Origin of the sequence: Budvicia aquatica DSM 5075 = ATCC 35567, assembly GCF_000427805.1 — a bacterium.
Classification (GTDB): Bacteria; Pseudomonadota; Gammaproteobacteria; order Enterobacterales; family Enterobacteriaceae; genus Budvicia; species Budvicia aquatica.
This window is the reverse complement of the sequence record NZ_ATYS01000046.1, coordinates 1-19,034: the sequence shown is the minus strand read 5'-3', so window position 1 is coordinate 19,034 and position 19,034 is coordinate 1. Positions and strand designations below refer to the sequence as shown.

Annotated in this window: 20 protein-coding genes and 1 other RNA gene; 12 read left to right on the top strand and 9 right to left on the bottom strand. The window is 43.8% G+C overall.

The annotated features are described in order from the left end of the window. Positions 1-3: 3 nt before the first annotated feature. From YWE_RS0115955 to rsmS, 3 genes are all read left to right on the top strand, one after another. Complete coding sequence (locus YWE_RS0115955; protein ID WP_227659935.1) at positions 4-1,557, top strand: sensor histidine kinase; 1,554 nt, start codon at positions 4-6, stop codon at positions 1,555-1,557. 32 nt (positions 1,558-1,589) lie between these two features. Next, positions 1,590-2,273 (top strand): response regulator transcription factor, encoded by a 684-nt coding sequence (locus YWE_RS0115950; RefSeq protein ID WP_029095444.1) that lies wholly within the window; start codon positions 1,590-1,592, stop codon positions 2,271-2,273. Positions 2,274-2,339: 66 nt separating this feature from the next. Continuing rightward, positions 2,340-2,504 carry a pleiotropic regulatory protein RsmS gene (gene rsmS / locus YWE_RS0115945; protein WP_029095443.1) on the top strand — a complete coding sequence of 55 codons (165 nt, stop codon included), beginning with the start codon at positions 2,340-2,342 and terminating at the stop codon, positions 2,502-2,504. Between the two features lies 1 nt (position 2,505). Here rsmS and YWE_RS29070 read toward each other — a convergent pair whose 3' ends face one another. From YWE_RS29070 to acrR, 3 genes are read right to left on the bottom strand one after another with little or no spacing between them, the layout of a single operon-like run. Further along, positions 2,506-4,050 (bottom strand): PstS family phosphate ABC transporter substrate-binding protein, encoded by a 1,545-nt coding sequence (locus YWE_RS29070; protein ID WP_051323380.1) that lies wholly within the window; start codon positions 4,048-4,050, stop codon positions 2,506-2,508. A gap of 46 nt (positions 4,051-4,096) precedes the next feature. Beyond that, positions 4,097-4,450 (bottom strand): DsrE/DsrF/TusD sulfur relay family protein, encoded by a 354-nt coding sequence (locus YWE_RS0115935; RefSeq protein ID WP_029095442.1) that lies wholly within the window; start codon positions 4,448-4,450, stop codon positions 4,097-4,099. A 21-nt stretch (positions 4,451-4,471) separates the two neighbouring features. Continuing rightward, complete coding sequence (acrR, locus tag YWE_RS27535; RefSeq protein WP_036016309.1) at positions 4,472-5,131, bottom strand: multidrug efflux transporter transcriptional repressor AcrR; 660 nt, start codon at positions 5,129-5,131, stop codon at positions 4,472-4,474. A 155-nt stretch (positions 5,132-5,286) separates the two neighbouring features. Here acrR and YWE_RS0115925 point away from each other — a divergent pair, with 155 nt between their 5' ends. From YWE_RS0115925 to mbfA, 3 genes are all read left to right on the top strand, one after another. Beyond that, positions 5,287-6,471, top strand: a complete 1,185-nt coding sequence (locus YWE_RS0115925; protein WP_029095441.1) for an efflux RND transporter periplasmic adaptor subunit — start codon at positions 5,287-5,289, stop codon at positions 6,469-6,471. Positions 6,472-6,491: 20 nt separating this feature from the next. After that, positions 6,492-9,644, top strand: a complete 3,153-nt coding sequence (locus YWE_RS0115920) for an efflux RND transporter permease subunit (protein ID WP_029095440.1) — start codon at positions 6,492-6,494, stop codon at positions 9,642-9,644. A gap of 124 nt (positions 9,645-9,768) precedes the next feature. After that, positions 9,769-10,725 carry an iron exporter MbfA gene (gene mbfA / locus YWE_RS0115915; protein WP_029095439.1) on the top strand — a complete coding sequence of 319 codons (957 nt, stop codon included), beginning with the start codon at positions 9,769-9,771 and terminating at the stop codon, positions 10,723-10,725. Positions 10,726-10,798: 73 nt separating this feature from the next. Here the strand turns inward: mbfA and copM are convergent, their stop codons facing one another. From copM to YWE_RS0115900, 3 genes are all read right to left on the bottom strand, one after another. Further along, the gene (gene copM, locus YWE_RS0115910; RefSeq protein ID WP_036016307.1) at positions 10,799-11,179 is read right to left on the bottom strand and encodes a CopM family metallochaperone; all 381 of its coding nucleotides are present in this window, start codon (positions 11,177-11,179) and stop codon (positions 10,799-10,801) included. A gap of 305 nt (positions 11,180-11,484) precedes the next feature. Next, on the bottom strand, positions 11,485-11,856 hold the full coding sequence (locus YWE_RS0115905) for a nuclear transport factor 2 family protein (RefSeq protein ID WP_029095437.1): 372 nt from the start codon (positions 11,854-11,856) through the stop codon (positions 11,485-11,487). After that, a complete protein-coding gene (locus YWE_RS0115900) occupies positions 11,853-12,092 on the bottom strand; it encodes a DUF2164 family protein (protein ID WP_029095436.1) in 240 nt (79 codons plus the stop codon). The genes YWE_RS0115905 and YWE_RS0115900 overlap by 4 nt, the downstream gene beginning before the upstream one ends. Before the next feature lie 336 nt (positions 12,093-12,428). On the opposite strand from YWE_RS0115900, the gene YWE_RS29065 reads away from it, so the two are divergent. Then, a complete protein-coding gene (locus tag YWE_RS29065) occupies positions 12,429-13,232 on the top strand; it encodes a helix-turn-helix domain-containing protein (protein ID WP_161628776.1) in 804 nt (267 codons plus the stop codon). 40 nt (positions 13,233-13,272) lie between these two features. Then, positions 13,273-13,998 (top strand): transglutaminase-like domain-containing protein, encoded by a 726-nt coding sequence (locus YWE_RS0115890; RefSeq protein ID WP_029095435.1) that lies wholly within the window; start codon positions 13,273-13,275, stop codon positions 13,996-13,998. Between the two features lie 467 nt (positions 13,999-14,465). Here the strand turns inward: YWE_RS0115890 and ffs are convergent. Further along, an RNA gene (ffs, locus tag YWE_RS29720) (signal recognition particle sRNA small type) lies at positions 14,466-14,562 on the bottom strand. Positions 14,563-14,740: 178 nt separating this feature from the next. Between ffs and YWE_RS0115880 the strand changes: the two genes are divergently transcribed. Further along, the gene (locus YWE_RS0115880; protein ID WP_029095434.1) at positions 14,741-15,055 is read left to right on the top strand and encodes an MGMT family protein; all 315 of its coding nucleotides are present in this window, start codon (positions 14,741-14,743) and stop codon (positions 15,053-15,055) included. Between the two features lie 30 nt (positions 15,056-15,085). Here YWE_RS0115880 and YWE_RS0115875 read toward each other — a convergent pair whose 3' ends face one another. Together YWE_RS0115875 and YWE_RS27525 are read right to left on the bottom strand one after the other, a co-directional pair. Continuing rightward, positions 15,086-15,517: a YbaY family lipoprotein gene (locus YWE_RS0115875; protein WP_029095433.1), complete on the bottom strand. Its 432-nt coding sequence runs from the start codon at positions 15,515-15,517 to the stop codon at positions 15,086-15,088. 115 nt (positions 15,518-15,632) lie between these two features. Continuing rightward, positions 15,633-16,052, bottom strand: a complete 420-nt coding sequence (locus YWE_RS27525) for a YbaY family lipoprotein (RefSeq protein WP_051323378.1) — start codon at positions 16,050-16,052, stop codon at positions 15,633-15,635. 250 nt (positions 16,053-16,302) lie between these two features. Between YWE_RS27525 and tesB the strand changes: the two genes are divergently transcribed. From tesB to YWE_RS29715, 3 genes are all read left to right on the top strand, one after another. Continuing rightward, positions 16,303-17,172, top strand: a complete 870-nt coding sequence (gene tesB, locus YWE_RS0115865) for an acyl-CoA thioesterase II (RefSeq protein WP_029095432.1) — start codon at positions 16,303-16,305, stop codon at positions 17,170-17,172. Positions 17,173-17,422: 250 nt separating this feature from the next. Next, positions 17,423-18,724, top strand: coding sequence for a serine/threonine transporter (locus tag YWE_RS0115860; RefSeq protein WP_084167116.1), 1,302 nt, complete (start codon positions 17,423-17,425; stop codon positions 18,722-18,724). Positions 18,725-18,840: 116 nt separating this feature from the next. After that, the coding region (locus YWE_RS29715) for a transposase (RefSeq protein WP_071605862.1) at positions 18,841-19,034 on the top strand (194 nt) is incomplete at its 3' end.

Sequence of the window (19,034 nt, the reverse complement as noted above, 5' to 3'; positions counted from 1 at the left end):
CAAATGCCCGGAGATAAGATATTCTTATCTCCGGTTAATCATTCCACGGCTAATAAATTGATGAAATCCCAAAAATCCCTTTTTCTGTTTGTGATCATCACCGCCCTGATACTCGGGGTTATTAGCTATTTTGGCTTTCGGGCACTGACACAAGAAAGCACGCTGAATGAATACCAGACTCAGCAATTGGCTAAAAGCCACGTAGCCCAAACCCAATCCTTTATTCTGCAACAGCTTAATCAAAAACAGGTCAGATTAGATGCCATGCTGGCCTATCTGTCGCTGGATAAAAATGCGCTAAATACCTTGATATCTCAAGACAGCGATATCGATGGCATCTTTGTTCTGCAAAACAATAAGCTGGTTTTTCCTGATGTATCTCAACCTTTAAGTTTAAAAGATCAAAAGCTGGCCGAACTGATTATGCCGGTAAGCCATGATCCTGCATTATTAATGGCCAAACAGCACAAGTCTGAAGATAAAACGCCTGATTCTGGCTGGCTGGTTTTACAAGATAATCACTACCCGGCCCTTATTTACTGGCGTAAAACCGACAACGATACGGTAGGTGTAAAACTCTCTTACGTTAAATTTTTAGCCGATGTTATCTCTGCTCTCGATACTGATTTTGCACCCGATGGTATAAAAATTTCCGATAACGGCCAGCTACTTTACCAACTGTTGCCTGAACCTATCGGCGATAACCAAACGTCTTCATATAGTCAGAATCTGCCGTTCCCGCTGCATGGTTGGCAGATTGACTATTATACTGCGCCAACGAACGGACAATCTCTCTACTCTTTAGGCATCATTTTGATTGTCACCATTATTCTGGCGGTTGGATTTATGGCCTTAATGCTATATCGCGAGTTTAATCGGGCCACCCGACTAGCCAGCCAACAGGTAAGCTTTGTCGGGCAGGTTTCGCATGAGCTAAAAACGCCACTGACCAATATCACGCTTTATGCCGAAATGCTTAACGAAATGGAAGCAGAGGAAAACGGCCAGAACGCCCATTATCTTGGGGTTATTATTAGCGAAAGCCAGCGCTTATCACGCTTGATTCAAAACGTGTTGACCTTCACCAAGCTGCCGCAAATTTGTATTCGCCAAGTCGATATTAATCAGCTAATGAATCAAATCTATACCGTGTTTATCCCCGTATTTGAAGCCAAAGACATTCAGCTCAACCTCAATATTGACGGGCAACTGTCAACGAAAACAGACGTTGACCGGGTCACCCAGATTATCAGTAACCTACTCAGTAATGCCGAAAAATATGCCGCTACCGGTAAGCGGGTTGACCTTAACGTCGAGCAAGATAACGACAACATTTATATCCATATCCGAGACTACGGTAACGGAATAACCGCTAAAGAGATAAAACAGATATTCCAGCCGTTTTATCGGGTTAAATCATCAATTACCGAAGGCGTAACCGGAACGGGTATCGGACTCACCATTGCCCGCCAGTTGGCTGAAACACTGAGCGGTGAGATTAACGCCATCAACAATGAGCCCGGAATGACGTTTACGCTAAGGCTTCCCAAACGTTAAGCCGGCAGTAACAATTAACGGAATAATTAATCATGAAAATTCTTATCGCCGAAGATGATATTCATATCCGTCAGGGGCTGGCAGATATGCTATCCAGAGAGGGATATTCCGTGCTGGTTGCAGAAAATGGCAAAGTTGCCTTGCTGATGTATCAACAAGAACAGCCTGATTTTATTATCCTGGATATTATGATGCCTGAGTTAGACGGTTATTCGGTCTGCAAAGAAATCAGAAAGCATGATGAACATACGCCGGTGATTTTTTTATCCGCTAAAGGTGAAGAGATTGATAAAGTTCTGGGGCTTGAACTTGGCGCAGATGACTATATTAACAAGCCCTTTGGTATTCACGAAGTCCGGGCCCGCATCAAAACCATTGCCCGCCGCTGTTTGAAAGCAAAGCAGAACTCACCGGATCAGACCTTCGTTTTCGGTGACCTGACGATTTACCCGATGGAACTCTGTGCTAAACGGCAACAGCAAACGATAGAGCTATCGCTGCGGGAGATAAAAATTCTGTCATGCCTGCATCGGCATAAAAACCAAGTCGTCAGCAGAGATATGCTGTTCGACTGGGCGTGGGGCTATGACCATTTACCGAACAGCAGGACATTAGATCAGCACATTTCAAAGCTCAGAAAAATGATTGAGTCCGATCCTTCTGCGCCTTTATTAATCAAAACAATTCATGGCTCCGGCTATCGGTATCAGGAATAAACAGATATCGCCCTGATATGCCGCTTTATATACCTATTTAAGCATCAGCACAGAGAGTTATTAGTTATGTCACTGGAACAGGCACCAAAAGAAGTTCAGTTAGCGGTCGATCTGATTTATCTGTTAGAGAGTAACGAGATTGATCCGCAGGTTGCGCTGGCCGCACTGAAGATCGTCGAGCAAGACTTATTAAGGCGACAACAGCTGAGTTGTAAAACACAACGGGAATAAATTATTCCCGAGGTACATAGCCGACGTCCTCAACCAAGGCTTGGCCTTGTTCACTCACAAACCAATCCATTAGCTGCTGGGTAGGCTCAGAGACCGTGCCGGTTGTCACCATAAAAAGATCAACGCTGAAAGGATATCGCCCGCTGCGGATATTACTGACCGTGGGCTCTACGCCATTGATTGCCAGCGTTTTAATTCTTCGGTAGCTATTATCACGCGCCACGTAGTAACGAAAAGAGTAACCTATCGACTCTAGGTTATTGAGATAATAGTGATTCCCTTCAGCAAGCGATGACTTATCGGCCAATGATGAATTATTCAGGGTCGACGGCTCGGCGGTCATACCTTCCATGATTTGTGCCTCCATGGCGATTCGGCTACCCGCACTGATTGGCTGATGATACGGAGCGATCTTCGCGTTAATGCCGCTGATAGCCCGCCAATTTTTTAACTGCCCGCTATAAATATCTCTGATTTGCTTAAGTGATAATCCATCGATTGGATTATTTTCATTAACAAAAAAAACCAGTCCTTCTTTGGCTAAAGGGGTTAACTTTAACGTCACGCCCTTCTCTCTGGCTAATCGCTTTGAAAATTCGGACGGTGCCGTTGCGAATACCACATCAACCTCGCCATTAATTAAGCGTCCATAGGCCTGAGAAGTGCTGCCCGCTGAAGCCACCTGTGGAAGATTTAACTTTCCTGTATATAAATTGTTTATCGCAGAGGCATAAAGGGGATACAGCGGACTGGCTCCGGCCAATCTTGGGTGCTCACTGTCAATGATTAAAGTGGCGGGAGAGCGGAGCTGGGTAAGCAAATTGCCCCGGCTAAAGGGTTGATAGTCATCGAATACAATCCCTTCAGACGTCATGATGTGATCTTTGGTTGATTCCACCAAATTAACCAGCCGGTTCTTAGCCCAGAAATAACCACATAGCCCCATTAAAAACAGGATCAACACAATAATACAAAAGCGATAAATCCCCTGCCGGGGCTGTTTAGCTGAGCGCTTTCTATTGGTCGTAACAACACCAAGGGCAAAAAGGCTATAAGTTAAAAAAATCAATAATAAGAATGCGTGAAGGCTATCGAGACTGAGACCGACATTGGCAATAACGAACGGAATAAAAGCCATAAAAAGGATGTCAGCGGAGTCATAACCGAAAATATCAGCACCGTTGGAATAAAGCACAACGGCAGAGACTAGTAGCGTGTAAATAATCGGGGTAGCAAACAGGGAATAACGGATGGCAAAACCCTTAGGCACCGGCAGATACTTACTGTACAGATGCCCAAGGATTAACATACACAGATTGAATACGGCAAAGCTAAACCAGGATGTTAATGCAATCAGACCCTCTCTGGTTACCACCACCCGAGCGTTAAACACTAAGTCTTTGCTAAACCAACTACTTGATTCAACTAATAACATACAGGCAAAGGCAAGCCCCTGGCTGCAAAGCGGCAAGCCAATAAGAAGAACAATCAGTGTATAAATAATATAATTCAGGTCAGAAACCTGAACATTATCATCTCGATCCATCAGCGCTCCTTGCTGAGTTATTGATAATAACTTGCCAGATATTCAACTAGAAAGTTAGCACTTTATCTGCTGCCAATGTCCATTGAGCCAGTTCAACCAGCGTGCCAATTTCTACGCCATCTACCAGCGGGAGCCCGCTGATACCGCGGCCATCGGTACAGGTTTTGCACAGTTTAACCGCGACATGTTGAGCAGTCAGAATTTCCAGCATTTGTTGAAGATTATAGCCTTCATTAGGGCTCTGCCCGCGAATACCCGCACTCACAGCATCAGACATCAGGAATACTTTAAGTTCAATTGCTGATGACTGCTCTTTTAATGCAATGGATAACCGCAGTGCATTAAATAGCAATTCACTACCATAGGGTGCACCATTAGCAATAATCACGATACGTTGCATAAATCACCTTGTTAAATTATTTTATTTAGTTGTTCTCTCTACCGCTTGCGGACAGATTAAAGCAGGGCTCAGTTTAAGCATATCGATAAAAGCATCAACCAAACGTTCTGCATTAGCCGCAAGATCGTAAGCATCCGGCATAAACAGCCAATTCTCAATCAGGCCACAAAGGTATGACCGCATAGTAATGGCGGCTAGACGAGTATTAAGACTCTTAGGCAGTTGATTATACTCAATACAATCACAAAGAACTTTTTCAATTCGTTCAAAACTTTCTAAATACAAAGCCTGATGTATTTGTTGTAAAGACGCTAATTCTCCGACAAACTCACACTTATGAAATAATATCCCCAGTAAAGTATTCCGTTTAGGATCGAGAACGGAGGTTTGAAGTACAAAAATCAGCGTGTGGCGCAAAGACAAAAGCGGCTCGGTAGGAAATTGATTTCTATATCGCAGCTCTACGTCATCAATGCTAGACTCTATCTGACTCCACATTGCATTGAATATATCGACCTTGTTTTTGAAATGCCAATAAATTGCACCTCGTGTAACGCCCGCTGAAATAGCAATGTCGTTAAGCGATGTGCTGGATACGCCACGCTTAGAAAACTCATGCATTGCTGCATCAAGAATATGCTGGCGGGTCTCAAGTGATTGTTGCTTCGTTTTACGAACCATGGCTTTATGCTTTATGTGCGGTGTGTGCTGTAATTGCTTACATACAGAGATGAATGTTTGTATTATAGCACGCTAACTTTTTTAACATAACTGTGTGGTTACCAAAGAGTTATTTGCTAACGGTAACTGATATTGAATATTTGAGGTTGATTTATATGAGTAGAAGCAGAGGGGTAATGCCTCTGGCAGCGGTGCTAATGCTATCAAGCGGTTTAGTACTTGTAGGATGTGATAATAAGTCAGGCGAAGGCGCTGAACGTCCTGCTCCAGAAGTTGAAGTCGTAACTGTAAAAACGCAGCCATTCAATATCACGACGGAACTCCCGGGGCGTACGTCATCATTTCGTATTGCTGAAGTTCGTCCACAGGTTAGCGGTATTATTCTTAAGCGCCTGTTTACTGAAGGCGGCATGATAGAAGAAGGCCAATCGCTGTATCAAATCGATCCGGCAACCTATCAGGCGACAGTGCGCAGTGCCGAAGCCGATCTTGCTAAAGCTCAGGCAGATGCCAATATCAAGCAGTTAACGGTTAACCGTTATAAGCCACTATTAGGCACTAACTTCATCAGCCGTCAGGATTATGACACTGCGGTAGCGGCAGCTCGTCAGGCTGATGCATCCGTTTTAGCCGCTAAAGCAGCGTTAGAAACGGCCCGTATCAACCTCGAATATACCAAGGTACTTTCCCCAATCGGCGGGCGCGTTGGTAAATCAAACGTGACTGAAGGTGCTCTGGTGAATGCTAATCAAAGCATGGCCTTGGCGACCGTTCAACAGCTTGATCCGATCTATGTAGATGTAACTCAATCAAGTAATGACTACTTACGTTTCAAGCAAGATATTGCGAATGGCTCGCTGAAGAAAGAAGGCAAGGCAAGCGTCGCATTATTATTGGATAACGGCAGTGAATATTCGCAGAAAGGGACATTAGAGTTTTCGGATGTCACTGTCGATGAATCTACCGGATCCATTACATTACGCGCCGTGTTCCCTAACCCAGATAACCAACTGTTACCGGGTATGTTTGTTCGGGCCCGAGTTGATGAAGGTATAAAACCTGATGCAATGCTCGTTCCCCAGCAAGGCATCACGCGTAACCAACGTGGTCAGGCAACCACCATGGTTGTTAATAAAGACAACAAAGTTGAGTTGCGGATTATTGAGACAGGGCAAGCTTTCGGCAGTAACTGGTTAGTAACAAAAGGTCTTGAGCCTGGCGATCGCGTGATTGTGGCCGGTCTGCAAAAAATCAAACCTGATGTCACTGTGCAAGCTAAAGAATTTTCTGAAAAGCCGAAAGCAGAAGAAGCACCAAAAGCACCAGCAGAAAAATCATAAAACAGGATCGGGTATAACAGATGGCTAAATTTTTTATTGACCGCCCTATATTTGCCTGGGTTATTGCCATAATTATTATGTTGGCAGGAGCTCTGGCAATTATACAATTGCCGGTCTCTCAGTATCCAACTATTGCACCACCTGCAGTATCTGTTTCAGCGACCTATCCGGGCGCTGATGCAAAAACGGTACAAGACAGCGTAACCCAGGTTATCGAACAGAATATGAACGGTATCGATAACCTGATGTATATGTCGTCCACCAGTGATTCATCGGGTAACGTTTCGATTACGTTAACCTTTGACTCGGGTACCGACGCTGATATCGCTCAGGTTCAGGTTCAGAATAAGCTCCAGTTAGCTATGCCATTGCTGCCCCAAGAAGTTCAGCAAATGGGTATCAGCGTTGAGAAATCAACCAGCAGCTTCTTAATGGTTGCCGGTTTTATCTCTGAAGACGGGAGTATGAATCAGGAAGATATCGCTGACTATGTTGGTTCTAATATTAAGGACCCTATCAGCCGTGCCTCTGGTGTAGGTGATGTTCAGTTATTTGGTTCACAATATGCCATGCGTATTTGGTTAGATCCGAATAAACTGAATAACTTCGCATTAACGCCAATTGACGTTACAAATGCAATCAAGATTCAGAATAACCAAATTGCAGCCGGACAACTGGGCGGAACACCGCCGGTAAAAGGCCAGCAGTTGAACTCCTCCATTATTGTTCAAACCCGTTTACAAACGCCTGAGCAATTTGGTGATATTTTACTGAAAATTAATACGGATGGTTCTCAGGTTCGCCTGCGGGACGTTGCTATTGTTGAGCTCGGTGGTGAAAGTTATAACATCATTGCCCGTTACGATGGTAAGCCTGCGGCCGGTCTTGGTATTAAACTGGCTACCGGTGCAAACGCCCTGAATACCTCTGCAGCAGTAAAAGGGGAATTAGGCCAGCTGGAGAAATTCTTCCCGGCCGGATTGAAAATTGTTTATCCGTACGACACAACGCCGTTCGTTAAAATCTCAATCACCGAGGTGGTTAAGACGCTAGTCGAAGCTATTTTGCTGGTATTTATTGTTATGTACCTGTTCTTGCAAAATATTCGGGCAACGCTTATTCCAACCATGGCCGTACCGGTTGTGCTCTTGGGTACCTTCGCTATCTTGTCGGCATTTGGCTATTCGATAAACACCTTAACAATGTTCGCGATGGTACTCGCCATCGGATTGTTAGTGGATGACGCCATCGTTGTAGTAGAAAACGTTGAGCGGATAATGACGGAAGAAGGACTGTCGCCAAAAGAAGCTACGCGTAAATCCATGGGCCAAATCCAAGGAGCGCTGGTTGGTATCGCATTAGTGCTGTCTGCGGTATTCGTACCAATGGCCTTCTTTGGCGGTTCAACCGGTGCTATTTATCGTCAGTTCTCCATTACTATCGTATCCGCAATGATACTGTCAGTGCTGGTGGCGATGATCTTAACCCCTGCCCTTTGCGCCACGATATTAAAACCGGTACCGAAAGGTAGCCACGGTATTCAGACCGGTTTCTTTGGCTGGTTTAACCGGATGTTTGACAAGAGTACTCACCACTATACCGATAGCGTAAGTAACATCTTGCAAAGCACCGGTCGTTATATTCTGATCTATCTGGTGTTGGTTGTGGGTATGGCCGTGCTGTTTATTAAACTTCCATCCTCATTCTTACCGGAAGAAGATCAGGGCGTATTCCTGACCATGGTCCAGTTGCCGCAGGGTGCAACACAAGAAAGAACGCAGAAGGTTCTCGATGAAGTCAGTCATTACTATATGACTGATGAGAAAGATAACGTTAACTCAGTGTTTGCCATCAACGGCTTTGGCTTTAGTGGTCAAGGGCAAAATACCGGACTGGTGTTTATCAGCTTAAAAGACTGGAGCGTTCGTTCCGGTAAAGAGAATAAAGTTCCGGCAATTGTTGCCCGAGCGTCACAGGCCTTCTCTAAGATTCAAGATGGTTTAGTGTTTGCCTTTAACTTACCAGCGATTGTTGAACTAGGGTCGGCATCCGGCTTTGACTTCGAGCTTATCGATCAGGCAGGTTTAGGCCACGAAGCGCTGACTAACGCCCGTAATCAATTACTCGGTTTAGTGGCTAAACATCCGGATATGCTGGTGGGCGTGCGCCCTAACGGCATGGAAGATACGCCACAGTTTAAACTGACCGTTGACCATGAAAAAGCCCAGGCATTAGGGGTTTCGATTAGTGATATTAATCAGACACTGTCTACTGCTCTTGGCGGAAGCTACGTTAACGACTTTATTGACCGCGGTCGTGTGAAGAAAGTTTACGTTCAGGCTGACGCCCCTTACCGCATGCTGCCAAAAGACATTGATAACTGGTTTGTACGGGGTACAAATAACCAGATGGTACCGTTCTCTGCGTTCTCCACTTCTAGCTGGCAGTTCGGTTCACCGCGACTGGAGCGCTATAACGGTTTACCTTCAATGGAAATTTTGGGCGAAGCAGCACCGGGTAAGAGTAGTGGTGATGCGATGGACCTGATGGAAGAACTGGCAGGCCAGCTACCGGCAGGTATTGGCTATGACTGGACGGGAATGTCTTATCAGGAGCGCTTATCAGGTAACCAGGCACCGGCTCTGTATGCCATATCGTTAATCGTGGTATTCCTGTGTCTGGCTGCACTGTATGAGAGCTGGTCAATTCCGTTCTCCGTTATGCTGGTTGTTCCACTGGGCGTTATCGGCGCATTGATTGCTACCACCTTACGCGGCATGGAGAATGACGTTTACTTTATTGTTGGCCTGTTAACTACCGTCGGGCTGGCGGCTAAGAACGCCATTCTGATTGTTGAGTTTGCTAAGGACCTGATGGATAAAGAAGGTAAAGGGTTGATTGAATCAACGCTTGAAGCCGTCCGGATGCGGTTACGCCCAATCCTGATGACCTCTTTAGCCTTTATGCTTGGCGTACTTCCATTAGCCATCAGTAGTGGCGCAGGTTCCGGTTCACAGAACGCAGTAGGTACCGGTGTTCTTGGTGGTATGGTTGCAGCAACCGTATTAGCCATCTTCTTTGTACCGGTGTTCTTTGTGGTGATTCGCCGTCGCTTCAGTAGCAGTTCTGAAGATATTGAGCATTCACATCCGGTTGAGCACAAGACCGAATAACTAAAGTTAAATTGGTTTAACTAACGCCATCAGGGCCGCTAAATAGCGGCCCTGATTTTTTTACAATCATAGGCAGAAAGGATTATTATCTCAGGACTTATGTTGAAGGAAATCCGGATACACTATGAAAAATTTCTCCGATCTGTCTGAAAAAGAGATTCTGGCGCTGGCAATTTCACTGGAAGAAGAAGACCAGCGAATTTACAGCGAATTTGCAGAAGGCCTGCGTGAAACCTACCCCGACTCCGCAAAAGTTTTTGACATCATGTCACAGGAAGAAAACGGCCATCGGCACCGCCTGCTAACCCTCTATCAGAAAAAATTTGGCAGCCATATCCCGCTTATTCGCCGTCAGGATGTTAAGGGTTTTGTCGAACGCAAACCGGTCTGGCTCAGCAAACCGCTGGGCATTGAGACCGTACGTAAGCAGTCGGAAATCATGGAGATAGAAACCCAGCGTTTTTATGATAAAGCGGCTCAAAATACCACTGATGCTGCTATTCGGCAGTTACTGGGTGACCTTTCGGCAGAAGAGCATAAGCATCAACTACGGGCAGAGCAGTTAGAGGAGCAGTTAATTACTCCGGCAGTTAAAGAGCGGGAGAAAAAATCAGCCCATCGGCTTTTTGTTCTACAGATTGTTCAACCCTCGTTAGCCGGGCTGATGGATGGCTCAGTCTCTACGCTTGCACCGGTATTTGCCGCAGCGTTAGCCACTAAAGACAGCTGGCAGGCATTTCTGGTCGGGCTTGCCGCTTCAATTGGTGCCGGGATCTCAATGGCCTTTGCGGAAGCGGTATCTGACAATGGCTCACTCACCGGTCGCGGCAACCCGTGGCTTAGAGGAGCATCGTGCGGCGTGATGACGACGCTTGGCGGCCTGGGGCACACTCTGCCCTTTCTTATCAGCGACTTCTGGACCGCGATGACCGTATCAGGGATCGTGGTTATTTTTGAACTGGCAGCCATATCTTGGATTAGAAATAAATATATGGATACCCCGTTCTTACAGGCCGCATTTCAAGTGGTGGTCGGCGGGTTGCTGGTATTTGCTACCGGGCTGTTTATCGGCAGCGCCTGATATATGCTCTATGCCAAATTGAATAAGGGACCTGATAAAGGTCCCTTATTGGTTATATCTGTTTTAGATGAACTTACTGCGCCTTTTTATCGTGAACGGCCAACCAGTCCTTCATCATTTTGATTTCACCTTCCTGAGCTTTGATAACCTCTTCAGCCAGCTTGCGTATTTCAGGATCTTTACCATATTTTAATACGGTTTGAGCCATTTCAACGGCACCGACATGATGAGGAATCATCCCCTTAACAAAAGCGACATCCGGATCGGTTTCGTGAATTGCAGCCATCATGGGCTCATGCATACGATTCATCGTCGCCTCAAATTCTTTACCTGCCGGAGTCAGTACGGACTCAGCGCCGGCTGCTGGAGCAGAGCTATGATGCATAGCCTGATTAGCCATAACCGAAGCAGATAAGCAGAGTATTAATACAGGAACTAGAATTAGTTTTTTCATCATGATGTCCTTATATCGAGAGATATCAGCGTTGCCATTCTAAAGGTTATAGTTATGGGAAGGTAAATGGAAATAACAGCTTTCACGGTAACCGTAGGTAAAGAATAGCAGGTAAAGAATAAGTATAGTCCGTCCGCGACGATTCGATTTATTGAAAATGTATCTTGATGAAGTAAAAGGCTATGATTGTATTTACGAAGCGGTTTCGTTTGGATCTAGCATATCAGATGCAAAACTTATCAGTTCTATTCTTAGAAGCTTCCTTGAAACCTCGTTGATTGAAGAAATAGAGGCATAATGTACCCTCATATAGCTTCGAACGATTGAAATTGAAGTTTCCATCCGCCATTAATTTTAATCCAATTCTCAATAAAGTTAACGTTCGTGACGCTATTAGTTTCTGTAATTAAAGCTTTACCTGAAACACAAGCTATCCCTTTAAATTCTGAAATTATCACATCATATTCTTTTCTTATAACGTTAGAACACAGCGATGATTTCGTAGAAAAACCTAGTGAAATTTTTCTTAGCTGATGTTTTTTATAAAGAAACTTCTGTCCATTTGTTGCTAGAAACCAGTCGGTCTCAAGATAATCAAGCTGTTCAATATTTCCAGTATAAAAAGCGTTGTACCATTCTTGGCGCATCAGATTCAAATCAGACTTGAATGAACTCATAAAATTTTTCTCGCATCAATTTCCTCTTCCAAACGCTCTCCTATATTTCTTACTGACTTAATCACATCATCTATTCCCTGATTATAAATAAGAGGCCCAATAACGTTTAAGATATCATCCAATAGAAATTCAGCATCAAACTGACCTAGTATGACGTCGTGTTTGCTTTCCATATGGTTAATGATTAATTCTACTATTTTCGCGTAATCTGATTTATCAATTTTTAATTCTTTCATTTATTCTCCAGACATTATGATTCAGAGACTGATTAAATATATCACACACCAAATGGTAATGAAAATCATTCTCAACAATCAATGAGGAGACGCTTTTTCTGCAATTCAGCCGCTATAGAGCAACTTGCTAAGTTCGCTATTACTTACCTATCGCTTAAATTACTTTTAAGGTACTGAAGTTGGTTCTATTTAGCTATTCTAAGGTTAAACCAAATGCTAATGGATGTTATAAACCAAAATAGTATTTATTATGTAAGAATTAAATTTCACCAACCTACATTACAAAAGGGGATTTACATTAATTCATATCCCTTTCTCAGAAAGGGTAAAGTTATCATGACAGAACAAGTTTTATTCCGGATGTATGTATCAGATAATCATCTATTAGTGTTCAGTAATAATATTGATACTGACAAGCATAACCACTTGTTCTGCCATCTTTTTATTTGCCTAGAGAAGAGTCCTGAGGAAAAACTTAATCTAGAGGTGAACAATACCGATATATTCTGTCGTGGAATTATTTTGGACGGAAGAACAGATCATACTTTCCGCAGTAACAATGGTTACCATGCGTTAATTCTTGTTGATCATACTTCTTTGTTAGGCCGAAATTTGAAACGTCACTATCTTTCGGGGAAAAGCCCGTATTTCATTTTACCTGACTCACTAACATCTCTATTGGCTCAACAATTATTGTCTATTCCTGATAGTGAATTAACGCCACAAGCTTATCAAGATGTCTGGCATCAGATTCTCTCACTATTGGGATTAGCTCATTGTGCGACCCACCATGCAATGACTGATAGACGAATTATTAATATATTAGCGCACATGAAATCATCTAATGAATTTCAGCCTTCCATCAAAGAACTTGCAGAAAAAATCAGTTTATCCTCCAGTCGGTTATCCCATATTTTTAGTCAACAGACGGATAGCACATTAAAAAGCTATTTATTATTTAAACAACTATTAAAAGCCCTTAGCTTGATTGCTGATGGATATTCAGTTACCGATGCAGCACTCGACGCTGGATTCGATAGCCCATCTCATTTGTCAGCAACATGTAGAAGATTGATGGGTATCCAACCAAGTATTGCTAATCAAGTTAGCGTTTTTTTGAAAGTTTCGCTATTTCACTAAGCTTATAGTCAGGTCTCTTACATCTATAAGAGGCTTTAAAATGAAAGAGTATTTACAAGAAACAGCACTGCTAAACTTTCATCATCCAGAGATACAACGGCTGATTATTAGCCGGCAATGGCAAGATTTAGATGCGCAAAAACAAATTTTAGCTATCTATAATTTTGTACGGGATGATATTCAATTTGGCTTTAATGCCGAAGATACAACAGCCGCATCTGAAGTCCTTTCTGATGGATATGGCCAATGTAATACTAAATCTATTCTGTTTATGGCGTTACTACGTGCGGTCGGTATTCCTTGCCGACTACATGGTTTTACCATAAACAAGGCGCTGCAATCGGGCATTATGAACGGCGATTTGTACCAGATGATGCCTGAGGAAATCAGCCATACCTGGACCGAAGTCTATCTTGCTAATCGGTGGTATTGCATGGAAGGACTTATTTTAGATATCCCCTATTTGTCTAAACTTCAGCAAAAGTTTTCCGATATAAAAGGTCAGTTCTCTGGTTATGCCGTTGCCACCACCGATTTACAAAACCCATCGGTTTATTGGCTTGGCAATAATGACACTTATATCCAAAAAGAAGGGATTGTTCAAGATTTTGGCATATTTGAAAGTCCGGATATCTTCTTTAACCAATATCCACAAAAAATGGATCGTAAAAGTAAGAAGTTATTTAGCGAGCTATATCGGCACGAAATCAACAAGCATATTAGTGACATCAGATCTCCGCAACAACCTGATAAAGATCGTTTATAAAGTAGTCTCCTTTCCTGTCATCTTTTATTTTTAAGCGCTGATAGGATCCCGCTAAAACTGTAGCCGCATACTAAATAGTACCTTCTGGATATCGCTGCTTTTGGTGATATCCAGCAAATAGTCAGTAACTCTTCCTGATAAATCCATCATCACATATCCTTATTTAATCTAGCTATCTGAAAAATTATTTTTTAAATAGAACTCTCACCTAGCGGCAACCGATCACATATATATCGCCTGAAGTGCTATTGAGCTTATTAGCATGTGAGAAACTGAAGGTGATAACTGGAGAGCAACAAAGGAGGAAGCGGAAAAATAGTGGGATATCACCCGATATCACATTGATATATGACAAAAATGGTCAACAAAGCTTGTACAGTTTAAGCAATGATGGCGAAGATTTCTTGAATTTTACTTAAGAAGCTTTTTATTTAATAAATTAGGGGATAGCCAGAATTGGGTGGGGGCCCTGCCAGCTACATCCCGGCACACACGTCGCCTGCTGCGGCTGCTTCCTTCCGGATCTGACCGAGTTCACAAGTTAGCGTTGCGGGAGAACCAACAGGGCCCCCATTGACAGCTTCATCTTACTGAAGCGGTGCCGCATTATCAGGGATGAGTTAATCAATTGCAAGGCTCTGAACATCAACCGATGCTTTCTTGCCCACTTACCTCTTCCAATCATGCTTTCTTTAGTCCAATCTTACTATTTTCTGCGCCTGACTAAAGGATGATTATATCGATGGAAGATTGCGAGCCGTCTCTTCCCATAAGAGTGTATACCGTTATTGCCTCTATTCCTGAAGGTAAAGTCACGACGTACGGCACCATAGCCCGCTTAGCCGGGGCCCCGCGGAATTCACGCCAGGTAGGCACTATCTTGCAGCGGCTGCCAAAAGACAGCAAGTTGCCTTGGTTTAGAGTGGTCAATTCTCAAGGAAAGATATCGCTTACCGGGCCGGACTATATTCGCCAGAAAAAGGCCTTATTGGCCGATGGCGTTCTGTTTACCAGAAGCGACAGGATTAACTTTAAAATTTACGGCTGGCCGGACTGATAACCACAAATATCTCTCCAGCCAGGTCCATTATCTAACTCGCTCTAACACTAAATTAGCCGCTGACGGCTTCCCCTGAGTCAATACTTCATTAACTGATGTGGTGATAAACAGTAGCCGATCGCCCTGTGTGATTTTGGCTGAGACCGCTATCGTCTGGGCAGCTTTTACCTGCTCAGAGGCAAATGGCAATGTGAAATTGAAGGGAACTTGCCGTCCGTCAGCCCGGAAAGAAACGCTTGAAATAACCGTCGCAGGTGCATCAGCCAAAGAGATATCCGACAAATTAACGGTAATCACAGCATCATCAGGCAATGCCATCCTCTCCATATAGGTAAGGTTCCCCGTTACGGCTCCTGCACAAGCTATAAGCTTATCATCGGCCATTGGGTCATTCGTCGTGGTACATCCGATTAAAGATACCACCACCGCAGCGCTACCTAATACTTTCAAAAAACGCATACCATTACCCTTTTACTAAAAATAATTTAACTTTAAAATTTATGGCTCATTAGCCTGGCATCATCCCCAAATCTTGTTCTCAAGCAATATGATCTGGCGCGGGTAATACCATACCCTATCGTTTAACCCTCGACAGTACTACTTTCACCGTCGAAGGCTTGCCATGAGTCAGCACTTCATTCACTGATTTGGTCGTAAACAATAGCTTATCACCATGGGTGATTCTGGCTGAAACAGTGATAGTTTGAGCGCCTTTGATCTGAGCATTGCTATACGGCAGACTAAAATCAAACGGAACCTGCTTACCTTCAGCCGGGAATGATACGGTTGAAATAACCCGCGCTGGCGCATCTGCTAACGAGATGTCAGACAGATTTACCGTAATTATCGCATCATCAGGTAATGCCACCCGTTCTTTATAGGTCAAACTGCCGCTAACCGTTTTAGAAGGCGGTGTAATGATTTTGCTCATTCCGGAACACCCGACTAAAGCGATCGCCAGTGCTGCACTGGTTAATAGTCTTGAAAATGTCATCAGTCTCCCCTTAATTGACACTCGGCAAATAAAATAACGTCTCTAGAGAATAGTTTTCAGAATCTTTACCTAAACTAGACAACATTATCATCATAAAAGTTTAGTCTATTGCATAAAGCTTTACTATTTCACCTAATCACACTAAAGAAATTTCCAGCTAAAGGCATTCCCGACTAAAATATCCCTATCTTAAACATGCTAGTCTTGGCGCCAATTACTCAGCCATAACTTTGAGACAGGATCCCTCGCGATGAGCGAAGTATTAGAAACGCTTTTAACCCTACTTCATTTAGAGAAAATCAATACCACTAAGTTTCGCGGACAGAGCCAAAACTTAGGCCTGCGCCAGCTGTTTGGCGGACAGGTTGTAGGTCAAGCACTATCCGCGGCTAAGCATACTGTCTTACCGGAACGCAGGATTCACTCTTGTCATAGCTACTTCTTACGTCCGGGTGACAGTAATCAGCATATTGATTATGAGGTAGAAATCATTCGTGATGGCAATAGCTTTAGTACCCGCCGGGTCAGCGCAATTCAAAACGATCTCACTATCTTTTATATGACGGCGTCATTTCAAAGTGATGAGCCGGGGTTTGAACATCAGGCAGCCACCATGCCGGAAGTGCCGGCACCAGAAACCTTAGCATCGGAAACCGACATCGCCCGCAAGATCGCCCATCTGTTGCCGCCACAAATGAAAGCGCTATTTTGTAATGAAATGCCGATAGAAATGCGCCCGGTAAAATTTCATAACTTAATTAAAGGTTCAGTAGATAAACCGGTAAGACAGGTTTGGCTAAAAGCCAATGGTACTATGCCTAACGATCTGGGTATTCATCAGTATTTACTGGGCTATGCGTCAGACTTTAACTTCCTGCCGACGGCCCTGCAGCCACACGGCGTTGCTTTACTTCAGCCTGGCATGCAAGTCGCCACGATAGACCATTCTATTTGGTTTCACCGCCCGTTCCGTTTGGATGAATGGCTACTGTATGTGGTCGAGAGCCCTATCGCATCAGGGGCCAGAGGCTATGTCCGCGGACAGTTCTTTACCCGAGATGGTCTTTTAGTTGCGTCAACCACCCAAGAAGGTGTAATCCGCTACCATACTGAGCAATAGCAGCAAATTACGCTTACAGAACAGAAAGTTAAAACAGGCCACTTCGGTGGTCTTTTATATTAACGTACAAAAAATAAGCAATACAATAGTTAGGATATTAGTTAAATATACCAACTATTACGCTAGGGTAATGCTAAAAACACCGATTAAAGTGCTAATTGTGTGATCTAATCTATATCTTCTTATTGCAACTCCCCATAGAATGTGCGCGGTTTCGAATATTCCGCTAGTTACTCAACGAGGTTTTTCAATGTCGGTAAAAGACATCACAGACTCTATTCCAGATTCAACCACTCAGATTCAAGCGTCAAAATGGCAAAAACAAGACACCACCTGGATGTTAGGCCTCTATGGCACAGCAATCGGGGCGGGCGTTCTTTTTCTTCCAATTAATGCCGGTTTAGGCGGGATATGGCCTTTGGTGATTATGTTAATCATCGCCTTCCCAATGACCTATTATTCACACCGGGCATTAACACGTTTTGTTCTTTCCGGCTCATCCAATAATGGAGACATTACCGAAGTGGTTGAAGAACATTTCGGCAAATTTGCCGGCGTTCTGATCACCCTGTTATATTTCTTTGCTATTTATCCTATCTTATTGATTTATAGCGTTGGTATTACTAACACTACGATTAGCTTTATTGAAGTCCAGCTAGGTATGACGTCTCCGCCACGCTGGTTGTTATCAATTATTTTAATCTTAGGCCTGATGACTATCGTGCACTTCGGGCGCGACATGGTGGTTAAAGCCATGAGTATTTTGGTCTATCCGTTTGTTGCCGTGCTGATGCTGCTGGCGTTATATCTGATCCCTGAGTGGACCGGCGCTATATTCCAACAGGCAAATACCAGTTTTGATGCAGCAAGTATTAAAGGCCTGCTGTTAACCATGTGGTTAATCATTCCAACCATGGTTTTCTCTTTCAACCACTCACCAATCATCTCTTCTTTTGCCGTGAGTCAGAAAGAAACCTATGGCAAGAATGCCGATGAGAAAAGCGGAAGAATTCTGAAATACGCACACATGATGATGGTCTTCACCGTGATGTTTTTCGTATTCAGCTGTGTATTGAGCCTGACGCCAGAAAATCTGGCAGAGGCCAAAGCACAGAACATTTCAATTCTGTCTTACTTAGCTAACCACTTCCATACTCCGTTGATCGAGTATGTAGCTCCGGTTATTGCATTTGTTGCGATTACTAAATCATTCTTAGGCCACTACCTCGGCGCAAGCGAAGGTATGCAAGGTCTGATGATTAAATCTCAGCGTTCGCGTGGCAAGGCCATCAAAATGAGAAATTTAGAGCGCATCACTGCGGTCTTTATGATCATTACCTGCTGGATTATCGCGACGTTAAACCCAAGCATTCTGGGCATCATAGAAACGCTGGGCGGCCCGGTTATTGCCATGATTCTGTTTATCATGCCAATGTATGCCATCAGTAAAGTACCTGCGATGCAGAAGTATCGTGGTCACTTAAGTAACGTATTCGTTGTCGGCATGGGCTTGATTGCTATCTCTGCAATTCTGTATACCTTATTTGTTTGATAGCCTTATCGTGATAAAAAAGACGGCATAAGCCGTCTCAGACTGATGACAAAGTCCTAGTCAAAAGGCTAGGACTTTGATCTAATAAGGTCAGTACAAAAAATGGACTGACTACCATGCTTAGAGACGCCTCCCCACAACAATACCAGTTTGAAACTATCACCCTTGATGAACTCGTCCCCGAAGACCATCTGGTACGCAAAATTGATGCCGCCATCGACTTTGGCTTTATCCGCGATGCTGTCGCGCACCTCTACTGCCCCAATAATGGCAGACCGGCCATCGACCCCGTTCGCCTGATTAAAATGAT